The sequence below is a fragment of the Pyrobaculum islandicum DSM 4184 genome (assembly GCF_000015205.1).
Classification (GTDB): Archaea; Thermoproteota; Thermoprotei; order Thermoproteales; family Thermoproteaceae; genus Pyrobaculum; species Pyrobaculum islandicum.
In genome coordinates this window covers 1632722-1651138 of the sequence record NC_008701.1, presented here as the reverse complement: position 1 = coordinate 1651138, position 18417 = coordinate 1632722, and the positions used below count along the sequence as shown (strand labels likewise).

Genomic DNA, 18417 nt, shown 5'->3' with positions numbered 1-18417 from the left:
TCTATATAGCTGACGCAATAAACTTCCCAACTTCAATTGTCGTATTTCTCCCGCCTATGTCTGGCGTCTTGATATTTTTCTCTAGGCTTATCTCAACTGCCCTCCTTATGGCTTGTGCCACGTCTCCCCTACCAATCCATTCAAACATCATAGCGGCAGAGAGTATTGTAGCTATCGGATTTGCTATACCTTTGCCAGCTATATCAAAAGCGGCGCCGTGGACAGGTTCAAACATAGCTTTTGTATCCCCAATATTGCCGCTTGGCGCCAGGCCGATGCCTCCGGCAACTTGTGCCGCAAGATCTGTCAGAATGTCGCCATATTGATTTGTAGTTAATACTACATCGAAGCGGAGGGGGTTTCTTACCAACTCCATGGCCGCCGCATCAACATACATCTGGTCTACCTCAAGCCCTCTCAGTTCCTCCAGAGCTACATCTCTAAAGAATCCATCTACGACTCTCAACACATTTGCCTTGTGGACAATAGTAACTTTACGTTTTCTCATCTCTGCATAGCGCCTGGCGACTCTAGCCACACGTCTAGTGCCCACGCCAGTAATTACCTTCAGAGCTATGGCGACGTCGCCTATTTTATACTCTGCGCCTACGTATACGTCCTCTACGTTTTCTCGAACAAAGACACAGTCGATCTCCTTTACTACAGGGACTCCAGGGAGGTTTTTCACAGGCCTTATGTTGGCGTAGAGAACATACCTCATCCTAATAAGCGATGTGACATCGTAGGCAGACTCCCCAATTGGCCCTTTAAAAATCACGTCGGCTGAATCGGCTAGTTTTAACGTTTCGGGAGGCATCGCAACGCCGTATTTCCTCAACGCTACGTCTCCGGCCTCGGCGATTTTTATCTCTAGATCTACCCCGTATTTAGCCGCCGCTGCATTAATTACATGAAGCGCGGCTTCTACAACCTCCGGGCCTATCCCATCGCCTGGAATTACCAGTACCTTATATGGCATATCTCCTGGATTTTGCAGTTATATAAGTAGTGACAATTTCTTTAAGTATACTCTCGTCAATTTTCACCTTTTTAACTGCAAGCTCCTTTACTGTGTTGAGGACGTACTCCACTAAGTCTTCACTTGGGTTAATCCCCATGTTTTTCAATGCCCACTCAACTGCATGTCTCCCAGAGTGTTTACCTAAAACAATCCTCCTCTTGTTTCCAACGTCTTCGGGTCTCATCGGCTCGTATGTAAACGGGTTGTTTAACACGCCGTGTACATGTATACCCGCCTCGTGGCTAAAGGCGTTTTCCCCAACAACAGCTTTGTTTGGAGGCACTGGCACGCCAAATAGTTTTGAAACTAGCTGAGAAAGCTCGTAGAGCTTTTCCAGTTTTACATTTGTCCTCATGCCAAGTAGAAAATGTAACGCCGCCACGACCTCTTCTAAAGCCGCATTACCGGCTCTTTCGCCAAAGTTATTAACAACGACTTGAGCTACGTCAGCACCGTTTTCTATCGCCGTAATTGTATTTGCAACAGCCATGCCAAAGTCGTCGTGACAATGTATATGCATAGGCACCGGGGGAAGTCTCTCCCTGAGGAAACGTATTAAATATGCCATACGGCTTGGCGTCATTATGCCAACTGTATCTGGGACGTTTATCTCGTCTGCGCCTGCTTCAATAGCTGTCTTATATACTCTAGCTAAAAACTCTAGGTCGCTTCTAGTGGCATCCTCAGCGCTGAATAAAACTTTCACACCATATGATTTTGCATAAGATACAACCTCCTCTACTCTACGTAGAGCCTCCTCTCTTGATATGCCAAGTTTATATTTTAAATGTATATCTGATGTCGCTATAAATACATGTACCATATCTACATCAGCTGATACTGCCGCATCTACGTCAGATTTCGACATTCTAGCTAAGCTAACAACATCGGCTCTATAGACCTCTTTTGCGATCTGCCTAATGGCTATCTGCTCGTCTTTTGACACAGCCGCAAACCCGGCCTCTATCATATCTACGCCAGCTTCGTCTAGAGCTAGGGCGATCTGTAATTTTTCTTCATTAGACAGAGCGACGCCAGGCATTTGTTCACCATCGCGCAGAGTAGTATCAAAGATTTTAATTACACGAGCCCCGAAGCCATAAGCTCTAAAATCTACACCTATATAAGCTTTGTGTATTATATATAACCGCCCGTCGTGATAATGCATATATATGTATTAACTTAGTCCTACATGAAGATCAGAGGTAGGGCGATAGTCTACGGCGATAAGATAGATACAGATGTCATAATACCTGCCAAATACCTAGTCTATACAGACCCGAACATTCTAGGTCAACACGCAATGGAACCCATAGACCCCGAGTTTCCAAAAAAGGCAAAGGGGGCTATTCTCGTCGCCGGACGCGCCTTCGGCATGGGCTCTTCTAGAGAGCAGGCGGCAATTGCATTAAAAGGCGCCGGGGTGTTGGCGGTAGTAGCCGAAAGTTTTGCACGTATATTTTTTAGAAACGCCATCAATATTGGACTGCCAGTGTTACAAGTGCCAGAGATTACTAAAAAGGTAAAAGAGGGGGAGGAGCTTGAGGTAGATATAGAAAATGGATATTGTATAAATTTAGCAACGGGAGAAAAAATTGAGGGTAAACCTATAAGAGGGCTTCCTCTTGCTATTTTAAAAGCGGGCGGATTAACTAACTATTTAAAATCGCTTAGATAAAATAATTATAATTTTTAAAATTTTCTTTTTGAAAATGCACTCTATGATTGTTATGTCAAAAATTTAATGCGGCTATAATCTAGTACTAACGTCTATCTAGTTCTACTTTACATATATTTTTGGAAATGTTTTTAACCCATAGTATCGCAGACATCTAATGTGTGGCATCTTTGGGGTATATAGCCTAGATGGAGAATATATACAAGGTGATACGGTGATAAAGGCGCTTGCTGTAATGAGAGAGCGGGGGACGCAACATGGCGCCGGCGTTGCCCTCTACAACCCCTCGCGCTGGGTAAAGACTAAGTTTTTTACCACAAGTCCCCCGGCAGATGCAGTAGAAGTATATAAACTCCCCGGCGGCTTATACGATGTTGTAAAATACGGCGATGGCGATATAAACGGCGTTGTATATATGAAGAGCGCTTGGCTCGACGTATATAAGGTAATCGGATGGCCAGAGGCTCTTGTCGAGATGTATAGAGTAGACAAAAAGAAGTCTATCGCTTGGCTTGGACATACTAGATACCCCACTAACAGTCCAGGAGGCTTCCCGTACTATAGCCACCCATTTTCAGCAGGCGACGTGGCAATAGTTCACAACGGCGACCTCAGCTCCTACGGCTCAAATATAAATCTATTGAGGTATGAGTTCGGCTATAGAGATTTTACCGGCAACGACAGTGAAGCCATCGCCTATCTCCTCTGGGAACTTTCGAAAAAATACGGTGTAGAAAAGGCAGTAGAAGAGCTTATGTACGGCAAAGAAGTAAGAGGCGCCAGACTTGACGGACCATACGCTGTGGTCTTTATAGTAGGGGGGCCAAGGCCTGTCTTTGGCGCTTTTGTAGATACACAACACTTCCGTCCCCTCTATGCCGGTTTTGCAAAAGATAGACTGTACGTCGCCAGCGAAGCGGCTGCAATAAAGGCGGTGGCTAAAAACGGCGTAGATATCTGGGCGCTAAGAGGCGGCGAGTATATACTTGTCTCTGGAGGAGAAATTTGGGGGAAATTCACAAAACGGTCGATTTATCCCGAGATCCCCCTTCCGCCGCCTGAGGTAATAGACGCGTCGACATACGGCACTATTGAACTAGCTCGAGAAGTAAGGAGACAGTTGAAAGAAAAGGGCTATGTCAACGTTATCAACGTCATGGGACATAGATATATTGGCAACGGCATGGAGGGAGGAGTTCTGCGGGCGTGGGGGATAGTAGGCAACGCCTCGGCTAACGTCATGAGTGGCGGAGAGTTCTACATATATGGAGATGCCCAGGAGGATCTAGGCGACGCCATGAACGGCGGGTTAATCGCCGTGTATGGAAGCGTCGGTGACGCAGTAGGACAAGCGAAACGGGGAGGCGAGATCTACATATACGGCAACGCCAACAATAGAGCAGGGATCCAGCATAGAGGTGGCGTGTTAGTCATCGGGGGATCCGCCGGGGATTACCTCGGCGAATATATGGGCGGCGGCGTGATACTTGTCCTCCGCCATACTTGGCAAGAGGAGGTCGGGCGGCGGATAGGGGCGGGAATGGTCGGCGGAACCATCTATATAAGAGGCGAGGTTGACAAGAGCAAGATCGGAGGTGGGGTAGACCACGAGAGACTTGACCGCTATATTAGAGCTCTAAAGGCCGCGGGACTCGACGTAGACGTCAAAAAGGCGATGGAAGATCCGCATGTGCGCAAGATATTCTCTCTTTACCACCATGTCGAGGTTAGAGAACTTACCGAGGAGGAGTTAAACTACCTAAGGCCTTACGTCCAGCGGTTTAACGCCTTGTTTAACGAAGATGTGAAAATCGAGAGAGACGTATTCACCGTTATCAGGGTGGCCGAGTTCCAGAGGGAGTAAATTTATATTCAGAAAATAGATTTCCCAAGTGCAACATATAGTAGTGCGGACATATATAGAGCCTGTAAAACATCTGGTGCCAGAGTTTTGGGGAGAGGAGAAAATTAGAATGATTAGGAAGATGGCTGAAACAGGCGAGCCGGCGGTAGATGGAATCACGCCATTGAAAGTCGGCAGAATTCTCGACAAAGCCGTCTTTAAAGATCTCAGAATTTCAGACCTTAAAGAAGCTTTGGCAAAGGCAGATAAACTCGACGTAGATATAGGTATCGACTTCTTCGGCACCCGCCTCAAGATTCCTGTCTACATCGGCGACATGTCCTTTGGGGCATTGAGTGGAAACCCGAACATAGCAATCGCAAAGGCAGTCACTGAGGTAGGCGCAGTGGCCGGAATTGGAGAGGGGGGCCTCCATCCGGAGATCGCTAAATATCGCAATATCGTGGTCCAGTGGGCCTCAGCGCGCTTCGGCATGGATATGACGCTTCTGAGGGCGGGGTTGGCGGTAAATATCAAGATAGGCCAGGGCGCTAAGCCGGGCATCGGCGGCCATCTACCTGGGAAGAAGGTAGTTGATATCATAGCCCAGCTTAGGAAGATACCAGTGGGGAGCGAGGCGCTTTCTCCCGCGCCGCATCACGATATATACTCTATAGAGGATCTAGCCCAGAGGGTTAAAGCACTTAGAGATCTCACTGGAAAACCTGTTCTTGTGAAAGTAGCCGCCGTTAATAAAATACATTTTGTTGCCGTTGGTGTTGGCAGATCGACAGCAGAAGGCATTATTATAGATGGGGCTGGCGCTGGGACGGGGGCTACGCCTGTTGTAGCTCGGGATCATTTAGGCATACCTATTGACTATGCCGTGCCAGTTGTAGATATGTGGCTTAGAAAAGATGGGACACGCGACAAATTGATAATGATCGCCGGCGGCATGTTATATAGCCCCATGGACCTGGCGAAAATAATCGCAATGGGCGCAGATATGGCAAACATGGGCACCGCCGCCTTAATGGCCATGGGCTGTATCATGTGTCACTCGTGCCACACAGGCGGTTGTCCAACAGCTTTAACAAATATGATAGGCTCGGGGAGGGAGCTCGACATAGAGTGGGGGGTGCGGCTTTTGAAAAACTACCTACTGGCGTTGGGGAAGGGTCTCAAGGCTGTTTTATACGCGCTGGGGATGTCCAGCTTAAGAGAGTTAGTAGGTAGGAGAGATTTGCTAGAGGTTTATTACGTAGATGAAAAAGTAGCTGAAACTCTAGGCTTGTCGCTCGTAACGCCTGGAAACGTCGCGTGGATAGACCCGGCGGTCAGAGTTTTTGTACATAGGGAATATTATGAAGAGGGGCGGCCGCCGATAATTGGTATGGGAGGCGTCGTGCCGGGGTATACAACTCCTGCCAGGAGACCTCTAGATCTCCTCCGTATTGAGGCAGCACAGGTGACACATCCCTCGGTAGATCCCTATAGAGAGGAGCTTGAGGTAGATATATGGATCAACGGCGAGAAGTATTACACGCCTGTCGTAGTTCCCGCATTAGATGAGGCAGCCGTATATGCTGGATACGCCCTAGGCGCGCCGATATATGGCAACAATTGTCACAATTTCAAGTGTATAAACGACGGAGCTAAAATCATAGCTCCAGATGAGACGGTAGACATTAGGGAGGGAGTGGTTATAGTCGACGAAACAAAAGGCAGGGGACTACTTGAAGAGGCTGTGTCGCGCCTAGATTTACAGCTGAGAAAGACAGGTGTAAGAAATAAAACTTACATAGTCGCCGTGGGTAGACTTTACAACGGCGGAGATATTTACAAACTAGCTGCGCTCGGCGCAGATCTCGTATGTCCCCTCGGCATTTTTGAGTATGTATACCAGAGGGTGAAAAACATGGATTTGAGAGAAAGGATGAAAAGGTATGAAAATGTCATAACAGCACTTACTAAAGAACTGAGGCTATTAATGGGCGCAAACGGCGTGACAAACTACTTCCACACGCTTGTCGGCAATAGAGACCTATTGAGATCTCTAGACGGCAAAATTGCAGAACGCCTAGGAGTTGAAATAGCGGGGAGATAGTTTATAAAGTCTCCTTCTGCAGACTTCACAACCTTAAAAGTGAGATAGTCGCCAAGACGGAGGAAAAACAGGTTGTGAAGCTCCCCTATTTTTCACCGGCCTTCCCCGGGGGAGCTCGGGGCTCGCCTCCGCCAGACGCCTTGGTGGGCACGGCCGGGCCCCCGCGCCCGGGGAAGGCCGGTGAAAAATAGGGGAGCTAGGATAAATACCGCAGGTTTTTCGCCTATTGGAGCCGACTTTTTCACTGCTACATCTGCTCTACACTGCCCTCTTTTATAGTCGAGAAACTGTTCTAAGTCTATCTCTGCGATTTTCCAAACGACGTCAAATTCCGGCACCTCTACCTGCTCTATATACGACGGGGCATATACATAGAGCTTTGGCTTTGGCATTACTCACTATTTCTATATACTAAATATTGGGCTGCTGGACATACAGAATTGCAGAGGAGACATCTCATACACTTTTTCTCATCTACTTCAAATCTGTTCTCCACTTTCTTAAGCGCGCCGGTGGGACACCAATATACACATAGGTTGCAGTCTCCACATATTGCAGAACGTACGAGTAGCGCGGCTACGTCTAGCGCTAATTTTCCGTCTTCTGTCGATATCCTCCAAATGCCGTCTTTACCCTCAACCTTTACAACTCCGCTCTTTGTCACTATCTGGCCGTCTTTTACCTCTCCCAACATTTTAGAAAACTGTTTGAAAATTTCGACGTTAGGCTCTACGTTTATTTTTATGAGAATATCTCTGCCCTCTCTTCTTACATCTACAGGTAGTTCCACGCCCTTTTCTTTCTTAATATATCTAGCCATATCGCCGGGTATTTTGCCACGCCACCTCCACAACCCAAATCTTATATCCTCCTCTGAGAAAAACCTACGTAACTCCTCCTCCATTTTTTCATAAATCTCGGGATAGCTCTTTGCCACAAGGACAAGTTCCGCAAGCTCATTAGCTGGACATACGACACAGCCAAGTCGGTCAAAACCGCGTTCATATGCCGAGTTGTAGGGCAGGCCGTATAAGAATATATACAGCCAGACCTCTAGCGCAGTCCAGTTTTGTAACGGCGCCGCCACTATAGCGCCCGCCACCCACTTGCTCTGAGACACCCTTGGTAGTTTAGCCCTTTGGAAAGACTCAGCGCCTCTCTGCCCCACAACGCTTATATAGCCCTGAGGAAACCGGCTTTTGAGAGCCTCGGTGGTGGGGCCTAGCTTTATCACTTTACAACACCACCTGTAGTCTCTGGCAGGCGGCCCAAAGGCCTTTATCGCCCTCCAAAACCTATCCCCAGCTGATCCTATAATTATCTCAACGCCATAATACTCCTGTATTTTCTTGATATTTTCATAAGTCTCAGGCGGCTCAAGCCCGGTGTCGTTAAAAAACACGTAAAACTTTACCCCGCTTTTTACAACAAGATCTAACACAACTAAACTATCCTTTCCCCCCGAGTAAGAGACTACAACCGGCTTTTTGTACCTCTCCGCAATCTCTCTTATGAATTTAACTGCCTCTTTTGTCAACTCCTCTATATGCTCCCGGTTGAACTCCGCCGCGTCTTTTAAACTAGAGGGCTTACCAGGCGGAAGCGGCGGTTTAGCTCTCCACGACTTCACCACGTGTAGCCGGCGACCGCGAAACAACTTGGCAACTCCATGTATCTTCCCATCTTTTGTCGATAGAGCCACATGTCTATATTTTTCCTCAGGCAGAACCCCCTCTGTAATTTTATCTTGATGTATGTCGTAGCCTTCTGGAAGCTCAGACATATCTACAATCGCCCAATGGCCAAGCCTCTCTTTTATCATTGTTGCCACAGCTTCATACAGCGGCCTAAATCTCCACCGGCGCTCTAATATATCATAAAACCTATGGCCTATTAAACGCCCTCTTACCACAACTTCATCCGCTTGATCCGCATAGCCGGGTATTTTATTTAGCAACACCACCTCATTTAATGGAACTAAGACTTCGGCAAGTTTTGCATCACTAAATTCGTTTACTATAGCCTCTCTTGTAGTTAAGATATCTGAGAGAAAAGCCGGCCGAGGATCCGCCGGCTGCGTCAGCCTTACCTCGATAAATTCGCCGCATTTTCCCGTCGCTTTCTTAAGATCTAAAACAGGCAAGTTTAAATCTTGGCACCAATATAACACAACACCGTATGGAGCTGGAGTAATAAGGTTTTTGTATATACAGTAAATATGTGAAAAGGCTTATAAATAGGTGTATTTCCCTGTCTATGCATTCGGGGAAAGAAGGCATCCGATAATTCTAGACTCGACACTTAGAGAGGGCGAACAAACCCCCGGCGTTGTGTTCTCTGAGGAGTGGCGTATTAGAATTGCAAAGGCGCTGTCTGATATCGGCATCGGCATGATAGAAGTCGGCGATCCCAACGTGGCCCCTGATATAAAATCTGCAATTAAAAAAATCATAGAACTCAAAAAAGTCGGCGAGATAAATAGCGAAATTGTTGTCCATAGCAGAGCTGTAAAACAAGATATTGAAACAGCTGCGTCTCTAGAGCCAGACCGCATAGCGGTGTTCTATGGAGTAAGCGATATACATCTGAAGTATAAACATAGAAAGACGCGAGAAGAGGCTCTCCAAATAATTGCAGATATGGTGTCTCTCGCCAAATCACACGGCGTCTCTGTCAGATTCACTGCAGAAGACGCCTCAAGAGCTGACTTGAACTATCTGATACAAGTAGTTAAAACTGCCTACGAGGCTGGGGCAGATAGAGTGAGTATTGCAGACACAGTGGGGGTCTTTACGCCGGACCGCGCCAGAGAGGTTTTTACAAAAATAAAAGCCGCAGTGCCTGAGATAGGGCTAGATATCCACGCCCATAACGACTTTGGCATGGCTGTTGCCAACAGCCTTGCGGCAGTTGAAGGCGGGGCAGACGTAGTACACACCACTGTAAACGGCCTCGGAGAGAGAGCCGGCATTACGCCTCTTCAAGTTTTTGTCGCCGCCTACTATTACCACAAGGGCGTAAGGCTTGTAAAACTTGAGAAATTGCCAGAGATCACCGCTATGGTAGAGGCGGCAAGCGGCATTACTATTATGCCCACCTTCCCCATAGTCGGCGAAAACGTATTTACACATAAAGCCGGCGTCCATCAAGCTGGCGTAATCGCAAATCCCGAGACCTACGAGCCTATACCGCCTGAAGTCGTTGGCAGAACTCGCGACTTTTCTCTAGATAAATATAGCGGGAGGAAGGCGATACAATATAGACTTGAACGCATGGGAATTTCGGTACCTCCAGAGGTGTTAGATAAAGTCGTGGAAGAGGTCAAGCAGATGAACGTGAGAAGACTTAGAGATGACGACTTATTAGAAATTCTTGAGAAAATAACTAACATGGCTTATAGAGCTAGAGTAAATAGACACATTGAGGCATATGTCTGGCTAAAAGTTGCTAATAACGTCTATACGACATCTGTAGCACGTAGAGTGGCAGCGATAAAAAACGTCGCGTCTGTAGCCGAAGTTACAGGAGATTATGATATAGTTGTAAAAGTTGTTGCAGAAAATGTAGAGGAGCTAAACCAGATTATTGAAAACATAAGAGAGATCAAGGGCGTTGTATCTACTTTAACAAATATCGTTTTGAAAGAACTCCCCATAAATAGCAAATAGCTATATATCAATCCAGTAATCTCTATAAGTCAATATTTTAATTTACGTCGCTAAAAACGCCACATGAGACATCTACTTACACTAATGGAATATAAACCGCATGAGGTTGAGAACATCCTACGCATGTCTAGAGATTTTAAGACACGTTACCTGGCTGGAGAAGTCTACACGCCGATATTTCCAGGGAGGCTCGTAGTGTTATATTTTGAAAAACCTAGCACGAGAACTAGGCTCTCGCTAACTGCAGCTGCCGCACAATTAGGCATGCAGGCGGTATATACAACTCCGAGCGAGCTACAAATCGGCAGAGGCGAGACCATCGCCGACACAATGAGAGTTTTATCGAGATACGCCGTAGCAGTAGCCGCCAGGGTATATAGACATGAGACGCTTGAAGAGATGGCACAAAACAGCTCTATATCTGTGATAAACGCTCTCTCAGACAAACACCATCCCCTCCAAGCTCTTGCAGACGCGCTCACGCTGTGGGAATACGTCGGAAAACTACACGGCATAAAAGTAGCTTTTGTAGGCGACGTCAGTAATAATGTGGCAACTAGCTTGGCGATTATCGGCGCTAAACTCGGCTGGGAGGTCAGACTTGTGGGGCCTAAACAGCTGTGGAATATGAAACTAGTGGAAGAACTCTCTGAAGACCTTGCTAAGACCGGGGGCCGTATCTACTTTACAGATTCTATAAACGATGTAGCAGGCGTAGACGGAGTGTATACAGACGTATGGGTCTCCATGGGTTTTGAAAAAGAGGCCGAGGAGAGGAGGAGGATGTTGAAGCCCTATCAGGTAAATCAAAGAGTTATGGAGATAGCCGGGAGAAAAGCCATATTCCTACACTGCCTACCTGCACATAGAGGCGAGGAGGTTACAGACGACGTAATCGACGGGCCTCAGTCTGTCGTGTGGGATCAAGCAGAAAATAGAATGCATACAGCAAAAGCTGTTTTTGCCTACTTGCTGAGATAGCGCCCCCTTCGCGACGCCGGCCCTCTCTGGGGCTCCGGCGTCCCAACTAAAGGTAACTGCCAACGTGGGCTTTAGTGACAGATAAGACAATCCCGCTTCTCCCACTGGCTTTTCCCCTAAGATTCTGCTACAACAGATAGGGCCGCGGGTCGACTATTTTTCCCTCTAACGCAGCGGCTGCCGCAGTAGCTGGATTAGCTAAATATACTTTTGAATCTGGATGGCCCATCCTCCCCTTGAAATTACGATTGCTCGTCGAAACTACCACCTCCCCCGGCCCCGCTACGCCGAAGTGTCCGCCAAGGCACGGGCCACATGTGCCATATGTAACTACACAGCCGGCTTTTGTCAAAATATCTATATAGCCCAACTCTAAGGCTTTCCTAAATATAGTGTAGCTCGCCGGAATCGCTATACATCTACTTTTCACACGGCCTCTTCTCAGAATTCTCGCCGCAATTTCAAAATCGCTTAGCCTCCCGTTGGTACAAGAGCCTATAAACACTTGATCTACCTCAACCCCCTCCACCTCTCTTACAGCTTTTACATTATCTACACTATACGGCGCTGCTACAAGCGGCTCAAGTTTTGACAATTCGACTACATATTTATCTACATATCTCCCAGGCTGTAAATCGGGCGGTTTGTAAGAGACGCCCCTCTCTCTTTGTAAATAGTCAACAGTAACTACATCTGGTATAAACATAAGCGCATCTGCCCCCATTTCTGTCGACATATTAGCCACAGTGGCTCTATCGTCCATAGGAAATGCCTTTGGAATTTCCACAAACACTTCCACCGAATAGCCGTTGAAACCCTCAGCTCCAAACTGCTTAAGGAGGTGGAGGGCTACGTCCTTCCCCATTACCCCCGGGGGGAACTCTCCTTTCATGTCTACCCTAAACGGCGCCGGGATTACTACCCAGGTTTTGCCGAGCTTCAGAGCAGCGGCTATGTCTGTGGCTCCCATGCCATGGGCAAAGGCCCCCACAGCCCCTGCGGTATTTGTATGCGAATCTGCGGCAAATATCACGTACTCTGGCATAGCGTATTTCTCCAGGATTATTTGGTGAAGAATGCCGCCTCCCACGTCGTAAAAATGGGGAAGTTCAAGGGCTTTGACGTGCTTTCTGATGTAGACCATTATCTCGGCGGCTCTCTGCGTCGGCGGAGGAGACAGATGGTCAAACGCCACCACAACCCTCTCCTTGTCAAAAACCTCCACCTTGCCCATACTCTCCAGCACCTCTAACACGTGGTACCCTGTCAAGTCGTGAAACCCCACTAGGTCTGGCACCACTTCCACCACGTCACCAGGAGACGGCGTATGTCCTAACTTCTTCTGGAATATATACTCTGTCCACGTTGGCATGGAAAAAGCCCCGAACCTATATAAAAAGATTAAGCCTGGGGACTATCCTATTTTCAGCGCGGCAGTGACAGCCGCGTATGCATCGACAAGCCCATAGCCGCTGTAGACGTCGAAGCCCGGCGGGCCTATATCTTTGGCAGTAGAGGTCAAAACTTGGTATACCTCGTCCGGCGTCAGAGGCCTAAGGCCGTATGCTGTCCTAACTGCTTGGATTAACGCCACGACGCCGGTTACGTGTGGAGTTGCCATGGAGGTTCCTGACATATATGCATATCTCCCGCCGGGGTATGTAGATAGGATATCCACGCCGGGGGCAGCCACGTCTACCTCAGGGCCGTCGCTCGACCAAGTGGGGACCGCGTAGTTTTGGTCAACAGCGGCGACAGCAATAACCCAGCTGTACCTAGCCGGATACGCCACGTTGTCAATAGCAGAGTCCCCATCACCAGAATTCCCAGCCGCAGCCACCTGCACCACGCCCTGTTGATACGCCCAATACGATGCGTCTCTCAACACTGAGGAGTCTGTAGGGCCGCCGAGAGACATAGAAAGTATCCTGGCGCCTGCTTTAACGGCTTCGACAATGCCTTCGGCGATATCGCTGTAGTAGCCAGAGCCCGCGTCGTTTAGAACTTTTACAGCTATCAGCCTTACCTTTGGCGCAACTCCAGCCACGCCCACGTTATCCAGCGAGGCGGCGATTATACCAGCTACATGTGTCCCGTGGCCGTTTCTATCTGCACAGTTCTTGAGATTTGTGCCTTTATATAAGCGAACCCCCACTGTATATATGCAGTATACAACCTTCCCGTAGAGCTCTGGGTGTGTATAGTCTATGCCTGTGTCTAACACGGCGACAGTTACGCCGTAGCCAAACGCCGCATCGCCAATTGTCACAAAGTATGTATCCCACACAAGAGGGGCGTTCACCATTTTGATATTCCACTGCACGTCTGCATAGTCTGCAAAGCCTATCGCCCAAGCTACCTTATCCTCCTCGATATATCTCACCCCCTTTAACTTCTCTTTTAACTCCCCCAGTTTGCTATCGGGGAGATTTAACACAACTGCTTTTATCTCCTTGATATGTTTTAACATCTTTATATCGCCTGTCTTATTTAACTCGCCTAAAGCCCCTAAAGATGTAGGGTCTTCATAACCTACTACCACTCTCGCGGCTTGTATAAATATAACCAATGCCAATACTACAATTACCAACACCCTCCTTGTCATGTCATAGAGATAGAACTACTCTATATATTTTACTGTGATAAAAGCTCGTCAAAAATAGCCGAGACCCGTCTCTGTACTTTTTTTGAAACTCCGGCGCTCCTCGCCGTTTCTAACACCTCAGACCCCACTCTTAGCTGAAGCTCTAGCTCGTTTAAAAACTGCGGCGCTTGTCTAATTGTAGCTCTCCCCTCCCACTGTATCAACTGCAGAGCTTGTAATAACTCGACGTAATTTATCCTGCCTATTGGGTCAAAGGGCGGCAAGCGGGGCCCCCTCTCCCCCCTCCTATTTGACAGATATATCTCTCTGATATATCCACTTAGAGCAATGACAGTAGTATAAATCTCCTTTGTCCCCCTCGCCTTGACTGGGTCATATACGATCCTTGCAGCCGTGGGTCTCAATATCCGGGCAACTGTCTCCACGTCTTTTATCCTGGCCATTGGAGGGACGCCGTAGGTCCAGTTTATCTCTATGCCATATTCCACAGCCTTGTTGTAAAACGCCTCTATCTCTTCCATAGTCGGAGGCGGGGGGAGGACAAGTCTTTTGACGTCAAGAGCGTCGGCAAGAAAAATATACCACTCCAATTCGTTTAAACCTACTGGCGGCAACACAAGCGCCTCGGGAGTCGGCTCTTCAAACTCAACTGCAACAGTGATGGGAGAGCGGGACGTATCTAATTGCCCAACCTCTAACACATATGGAACACCCAATTGATCAACTGTCTTTAGATACTGACGCCACTTCCCCCTACGCTTTATATAAGCCTGGAATTTCATAGAAGGCCGGCAGCGACTTCTGCCGCAGTTATAGCTCTATAAACCACTTGCGCCGCATCCATAGTTTCGTCTCCTATTTTATATATAGCGTCTGCCTTCTCGAGAACCCACTTATTTGTAAAATCTCCATGGGGAAATCCGCCTATTACAACAACAGAGTTTAACAACGCCGCCCCAAGCTCTATAAACGGTTTTTTCACACCGCTCTCATGTAACACTACCCAACGACCGCCTAGCTCCCTCAATAGAGTAGAGAGGTCTTTTTTATACAGCTCTATGAGGGGCTCGCCTTTGGGAGGAACTCTGCCCGTGGCATACAGTTGTTCCATCAACGAGACAAAGTTGTTGTAGTTTTTTGGTATACGGGTCTCCCAACGCACATATATTGTATAATCTCCCTGGGTGTGTATGTATATTCTCCCAAGGCCCCTTTTGTTTAGCAAACTGTATTGAAACACCAAAAGCACTTGATGTACGATATCTGGCCTACCTCTCTTAGACGCATCTCTTAGCGACGACATAGCTAAATGATGTCGCGCTCTATCTAGAAGAATCTCCCCCGGCTTTTTGCCTCTCCTCTTGGCGTCTGCTTGTATAACTGGGTGGTTCCAGAGCTCCCGAGGCACAAGCTCAAGCGCAGATTCGGCTAATACGACAATCACGAAAAGAAACTTTTCTCAAGCTCCTCTAAGTCTGAAATTATGGCGTTAACAGCTCTCTGCACAACCTCTATAGGATTCCCCCTCCTCACCTTCACTTTAAAATACACGTTCTCCTGGAGCGGGTGGTCTACGTCAAATTGGACATACTCCACATCCGGGTCGTTAGATAGATATTCAACCAGCGGAGAAAACAACGTATAGGTCTCCCCCCTGACTTTTACCTCAAGATATTTATCATCTAGCTTAAGAATCTCTAACTGAAGCATAGCGGCTTATTTATGTAAATTTATAAACTTGAGCCGCCGCCTTGTCTCCTCTATAGAGTACCTAAGGCTTATCACAGAGCCCTTGTTCAACAAGCCCAGCTCGACAAGCTCCTCTACTGCTTTGTCAACAGATAGCCCTTTGGCATATGTATACGCTACGACTATTCTCTTGGCGTGGGGAGTAATTGGATATTTCTCAACCTCGGCATAAATCCTAGAAAGCTCCTCCGCCGCTTTCAACACCTCTTCATAACTAGCCGAGGTCTCTAATACGCCGCCTCGTACTTCAGAGGGCACGCCCTTGAGGTTAAGCGCATCAGCTAGCACCTCGGGCGGAATTGGCCTAGTTAATTCAGCGTCTTTAAATAAGACAAGAAGCGGCACCCTTAGCCTACTCTTTCCACCTCTGGCTAAAGCCGCCAGGTTTTTAACAAGGGCGACGGCCTCTTCCAACTCCTTGCCCTCTCCCTCTAGTTGGATATAGACGTGGGTAAGACGTGTGTTTACAATATAGGAGGTTCTCAAGTGGCGCTCTAAAAATTTCAAAAATCTCTTTACCTCCTCGGGGCTGTGGAATTTAAAAGATAGCGACACATACACACGCCACTATTGAAACACGTTTTTAAACCTCCGCCCGCTTCATTATTGTGAGAAAGAAGATTGTGACACCTGGGGAAGAGGTGGCATACGCCGAGGAGTTTGAAACAAAAGGAAGCGCATATAGCCTAGACTTTAGATATCTCTCCTCTGTCTTAGGCATAGTGACATATGATGAAAAAGCCCATGTGGCTGTTGTAAAACCTGTGAGAAACCCCCCACTGCCCCAGGCGGGAGCAATAGTCTATTGCCAAGTCGTAAACAAGGGGAGGCGGGCGTATCAACTCCGTTGCTTCGCTGTAGAGAACAACAGAGAGATACACGACCTAAAGTACTCATTTACGGGAGTTTTGCCATATTTCTTCTCAGACGGCGAGTTAGGCATTGGAGACTATATAAGGGCTAAAGTTGTATCTACATACGGCCCGCCTCTTGTTGTCTCAATACGCGGCCCTACCTACGGCTCGGTCCTATCCCGTTGCCCCAGATGCAGCTCGGTGCTTAAAAGACGCGGCATGGCACTCTATTGTCCAAACTGCTCAATAGAAGTCAAGAGGAAAATCGCCATAGGATACTACAGCGCTTAATTATAAAAGAAAACTCTTATAAAGATCTACGTTGAAAAAGACGTGGAACATATACTAAGAGAACTAAAGCAATACTGGCCACATTTTGAAAACGCAGATATAGCCAAAGCCTATCACGACGAGTTAGAGAAATTTGAAACATGGATAAAAGAGGTGGGGCTTAAACTCCTGGCTCTAAGAGCGAAAGAAGCTGCAGAAAAGGGGAACCCTGTGGCAAGAGACTACCCCGAGGAATATATAAAAGGTCTAATCAGGAGGGGACAGGCGAAAATCCTCGTCAATATGTTCGCCGCATATTTAGTCAGCAAAGGCAAAGCCACGCAGTACTGGCTGATAAAAAACAAGTTTGTGGCAGGTGGAGAGTCGATAGCAACTTGGATAAGACTCCTCAAAAAAATCTACACACCAAACTCCAGTGCCGTCTAAACCTTAAGAAATATTAATAGGAAAGAGGGTTTAAAGGTAGGTGATGTAGGTCTTTAGTTCTGATAGATGAAGACGAATCCACGAGCTGAGCTGTTAACGACAATTACAATACGCCCAGCCGACTTAATAGATCCATCGCGTTGTATTCTTTGGCGAGTTTTACATACGCCTTCTTCTCGCCCCTGGGCGTTATGAGCGTATTTACCTTCTCAACCTTGACGTTGTAAAGCCGCTGGATTTCATCGGCTATCTGCTTCTTTGTTGCCCATCTTTCCACAACTACAGTTATCTTATTCTCCTTCTCAGCAAGGCGGATAGTCTTCTCTGTGATTACAAACCGCTTGATCATAGAAACAGCCCGCGGAGCTTCTCTATCGCTGTCGTAGTCCAGAGAGTTAGTCTGCCAGGGACGCCGCCAGGAGCTAAGACAAGCATATTTAAATTGTCTACAGATACCACGTCCACACCTGGAAAGTTTCTAACAGCAAAAGCCAAGGGGGCTTTAGAGCTAGAGACTACGACTAATACGCTTTTGGGCTCCTTATAGCGCCTACCTCTCATCTTCCCCTTGCCAGCCCTAATTTTAACACCTTCTGCGGCCCTCTCTACATCGGGCCACAGGCCAAGGACTTCAAACAGCTTTTTTGCCTCCTTCGCCTTACTTATGTTTTCAACGTCGCTTACAACTACAAGAGGCAGAGAGGGGACTTTGTCAATTATGTGACCTCTAGCCATAACCCACGATTTATACGCCGTTGCAGCAATAGCAGACCGAATAGCAAAATTCTTCTCTTTCTTGTTTATCTCCTCATGGAGCTTCTTCTCTACCCTCGGCGGGTGTGCCCTCCTCCCGCCGCGGGTGTTGGGGGCAAAACAGCCGCGCGGCCACAACGAGCCCTTGTACCTCGGGATTCTAGCGATGCCGAGACCTACGCCGAAGGACTCACAGCTGTGCTCCTTGCCAGCGCCCTCGTAGACGCCCTTAGGCTGAAATCTCGCCGAGAGAGCGCTAAGATAGGCCCTCCTGATTATGTCGGGCCTCACCGGCTCCATGAAGTGAACCGGCGGATCTATATCAGCAACATACGCCCCGTCACGCCCATATACCTTTAGCTTCTCAGGCGGTCTCTCGCCCGGCTGTATATAGGGGCTTAGATCCAGCTGTTTAAACTTCAACAGCAGATCCATCATCAC

Annotated in this window: 19 protein-coding genes; 7 read left to right on the top strand and 12 right to left on the bottom strand. The window is 47.7% G+C overall.

Annotated elements, in window-relative coordinates:
• Position 1: 1 nt before the first annotated feature.
• Entirely contained in the window at positions 2-979 is a 978-nt protein-coding gene (locus PISL_RS09315; RefSeq protein WP_011763539.1) for an isocitrate/isopropylmalate dehydrogenase family protein, read from the bottom strand.
• Positions 969-2189 carry a homocitrate synthase family protein gene (locus tag PISL_RS09310; protein WP_011763538.1) on the bottom strand — a complete coding sequence of 407 codons (1221 nt, stop codon included), beginning with the start codon at positions 2187-2189 and terminating at the stop codon, positions 969-971. The genes PISL_RS09315 and PISL_RS09310 overlap by 11 nt, the downstream gene beginning before the upstream one ends.
• A 24-nt stretch (positions 2190-2213) precedes the next feature.
• Here PISL_RS09310 and PISL_RS09305 point away from each other — a divergent pair, with 24 nt between their 5' ends.
• The 3 genes from PISL_RS09305 (at position 2214) to PISL_RS09295 (ending at position 6649) form a co-directional block, all read left to right on the top strand.
• Positions 2214-2699: a 3-isopropylmalate dehydratase small subunit gene (locus PISL_RS09305; protein WP_011763537.1), complete on the top strand. Its 486-nt coding sequence runs from the start codon at positions 2214-2216 to the stop codon at positions 2697-2699.
• 157 nt (positions 2700-2856) lie between these two features.
• On the top strand, positions 2857-4563 hold the full coding sequence (locus tag PISL_RS09300) for a GltB/FmdC/FwdC-like GXGXG domain-containing protein (RefSeq protein ID WP_011763536.1): 1707 nt from the start codon (positions 2857-2859) through the stop codon (positions 4561-4563).
• A 28-nt stretch (positions 4564-4591) separates the two neighbouring features.
• On the top strand, positions 4592-6649 hold the full coding sequence (locus PISL_RS09295; protein ID WP_011763535.1) for a glutamate synthase-related protein: 2058 nt from the start codon (positions 4592-4594) through the stop codon (positions 6647-6649).
• 92 nt (positions 6650-6741) lie between these two features.
• On the opposite strand, the gene PISL_RS09290 is transcribed toward PISL_RS09295, so the two are convergent.
• Together PISL_RS09290 and PISL_RS09285 are read right to left on the bottom strand one after the other, a co-directional pair.
• Positions 6742-7041, bottom strand: coding sequence for a zinc metalloprotease (locus PISL_RS09290; RefSeq protein ID WP_011763534.1), 300 nt, complete (start codon positions 7039-7041; stop codon positions 6742-6744).
• A complete protein-coding gene (locus tag PISL_RS09285) occupies positions 7041-8819 on the bottom strand; it encodes a phosphoadenosine phosphosulfate reductase domain-containing protein (RefSeq protein WP_011763533.1) in 1779 nt (592 codons plus the stop codon). The genes PISL_RS09290 and PISL_RS09285 overlap by 1 nt, the downstream gene beginning before the upstream one ends.
• Before the next feature lie 70 nt (positions 8820-8889).
• Between PISL_RS09285 and lysS the strand changes: the two genes are divergently transcribed.
• Entirely contained in the window at positions 8890-10317 is a 1428-nt protein-coding gene (gene lysS, locus PISL_RS09280; RefSeq protein WP_011763532.1) for a homocitrate synthase, read from the top strand.
• Between the two features lie 63 nt (positions 10318-10380).
• Entirely contained in the window at positions 10381-11298 is a 918-nt protein-coding gene (argF, locus tag PISL_RS09275; protein ID WP_011763531.1) for an ornithine carbamoyltransferase, read from the top strand.
• Between the two features lie 127 nt (positions 11299-11425).
• Here argF and PISL_RS09270 read toward each other — a convergent pair whose 3' ends face one another.
• Genes PISL_RS09270 through PISL_RS09245 form a run of 6 tightly spaced genes read right to left on the bottom strand, consistent with a single transcriptional unit; the run spans position 11426 to position 16213 of the window.
• Positions 11426-12670 carry a 3-isopropylmalate dehydratase large subunit gene (locus tag PISL_RS09270; RefSeq protein WP_011763530.1) on the bottom strand — a complete coding sequence of 415 codons (1245 nt, stop codon included), beginning with the start codon at positions 12668-12670 and terminating at the stop codon, positions 11426-11428.
• Positions 12671-12712: 42 nt separating this feature from the next.
• Entirely contained in the window at positions 12713-13903 is a 1191-nt protein-coding gene (locus PISL_RS09265; RefSeq protein WP_011763529.1) for a S8 family peptidase, read from the bottom strand.
• A gap of 29 nt (positions 13904-13932) precedes the next feature.
• Positions 13933-14685: a hypothetical protein gene (locus PISL_RS09260; protein ID WP_011763528.1), complete on the bottom strand. Its 753-nt coding sequence runs from the start codon at positions 14683-14685 to the stop codon at positions 13933-13935.
• Entirely contained in the window at positions 14682-15347 is a 666-nt protein-coding gene (locus tag PISL_RS09255; protein WP_011763527.1) for a ribosome biogenesis protein, read from the bottom strand. The genes PISL_RS09260 and PISL_RS09255 overlap by 4 nt, the downstream gene beginning before the upstream one ends.
• Positions 15344-15613, bottom strand: a complete 270-nt coding sequence (locus tag PISL_RS09250; protein ID WP_011763526.1) for a DNA-directed RNA polymerase subunit L — start codon at positions 15611-15613, stop codon at positions 15344-15346. The genes PISL_RS09255 and PISL_RS09250 overlap by 4 nt, the downstream gene beginning before the upstream one ends.
• A 6-nt stretch (positions 15614-15619) precedes the next feature.
• Positions 15620-16213: a DUF2067 family protein gene (locus PISL_RS09245; RefSeq protein WP_011763525.1), complete on the bottom strand. Its 594-nt coding sequence runs from the start codon at positions 16211-16213 to the stop codon at positions 15620-15622.
• Positions 16214-16260: 47 nt separating this feature from the next.
• Here PISL_RS09245 and PISL_RS09240 point away from each other — a divergent pair, with 47 nt between their 5' ends.
• Positions 16261-16797 carry an exosome complex RNA-binding protein Csl4 gene (locus tag PISL_RS09240; RefSeq protein ID WP_011763524.1) on the top strand — a complete coding sequence of 179 codons (537 nt, stop codon included), beginning with the start codon at positions 16261-16263 and terminating at the stop codon, positions 16795-16797.
• 42 nt (positions 16798-16839) lie between these two features.
• Complete coding sequence (locus PISL_RS09235; RefSeq protein WP_011763523.1) at positions 16840-17223, top strand: hypothetical protein; 384 nt, start codon at positions 16840-16842, stop codon at positions 17221-17223.
• Between the two features lie 103 nt (positions 17224-17326).
• Here PISL_RS09235 and PISL_RS09230 read toward each other — a convergent pair whose 3' ends face one another.
• Entirely contained in the window at positions 17327-17572 is a 246-nt protein-coding gene (locus PISL_RS09230) for a 50S ribosomal protein L23 (RefSeq protein WP_011763522.1), read from the bottom strand.
• Positions 17569-18414 carry a 50S ribosomal protein L4 gene (rpl4p, locus tag PISL_RS09225; protein WP_011763521.1) on the bottom strand — a complete coding sequence of 282 codons (846 nt, stop codon included), beginning with the start codon at positions 18412-18414 and terminating at the stop codon, positions 17569-17571. The genes PISL_RS09230 and rpl4p overlap by 4 nt, the downstream gene beginning before the upstream one ends.
• Positions 18415-18417 lie beyond the last annotated feature (3 nt).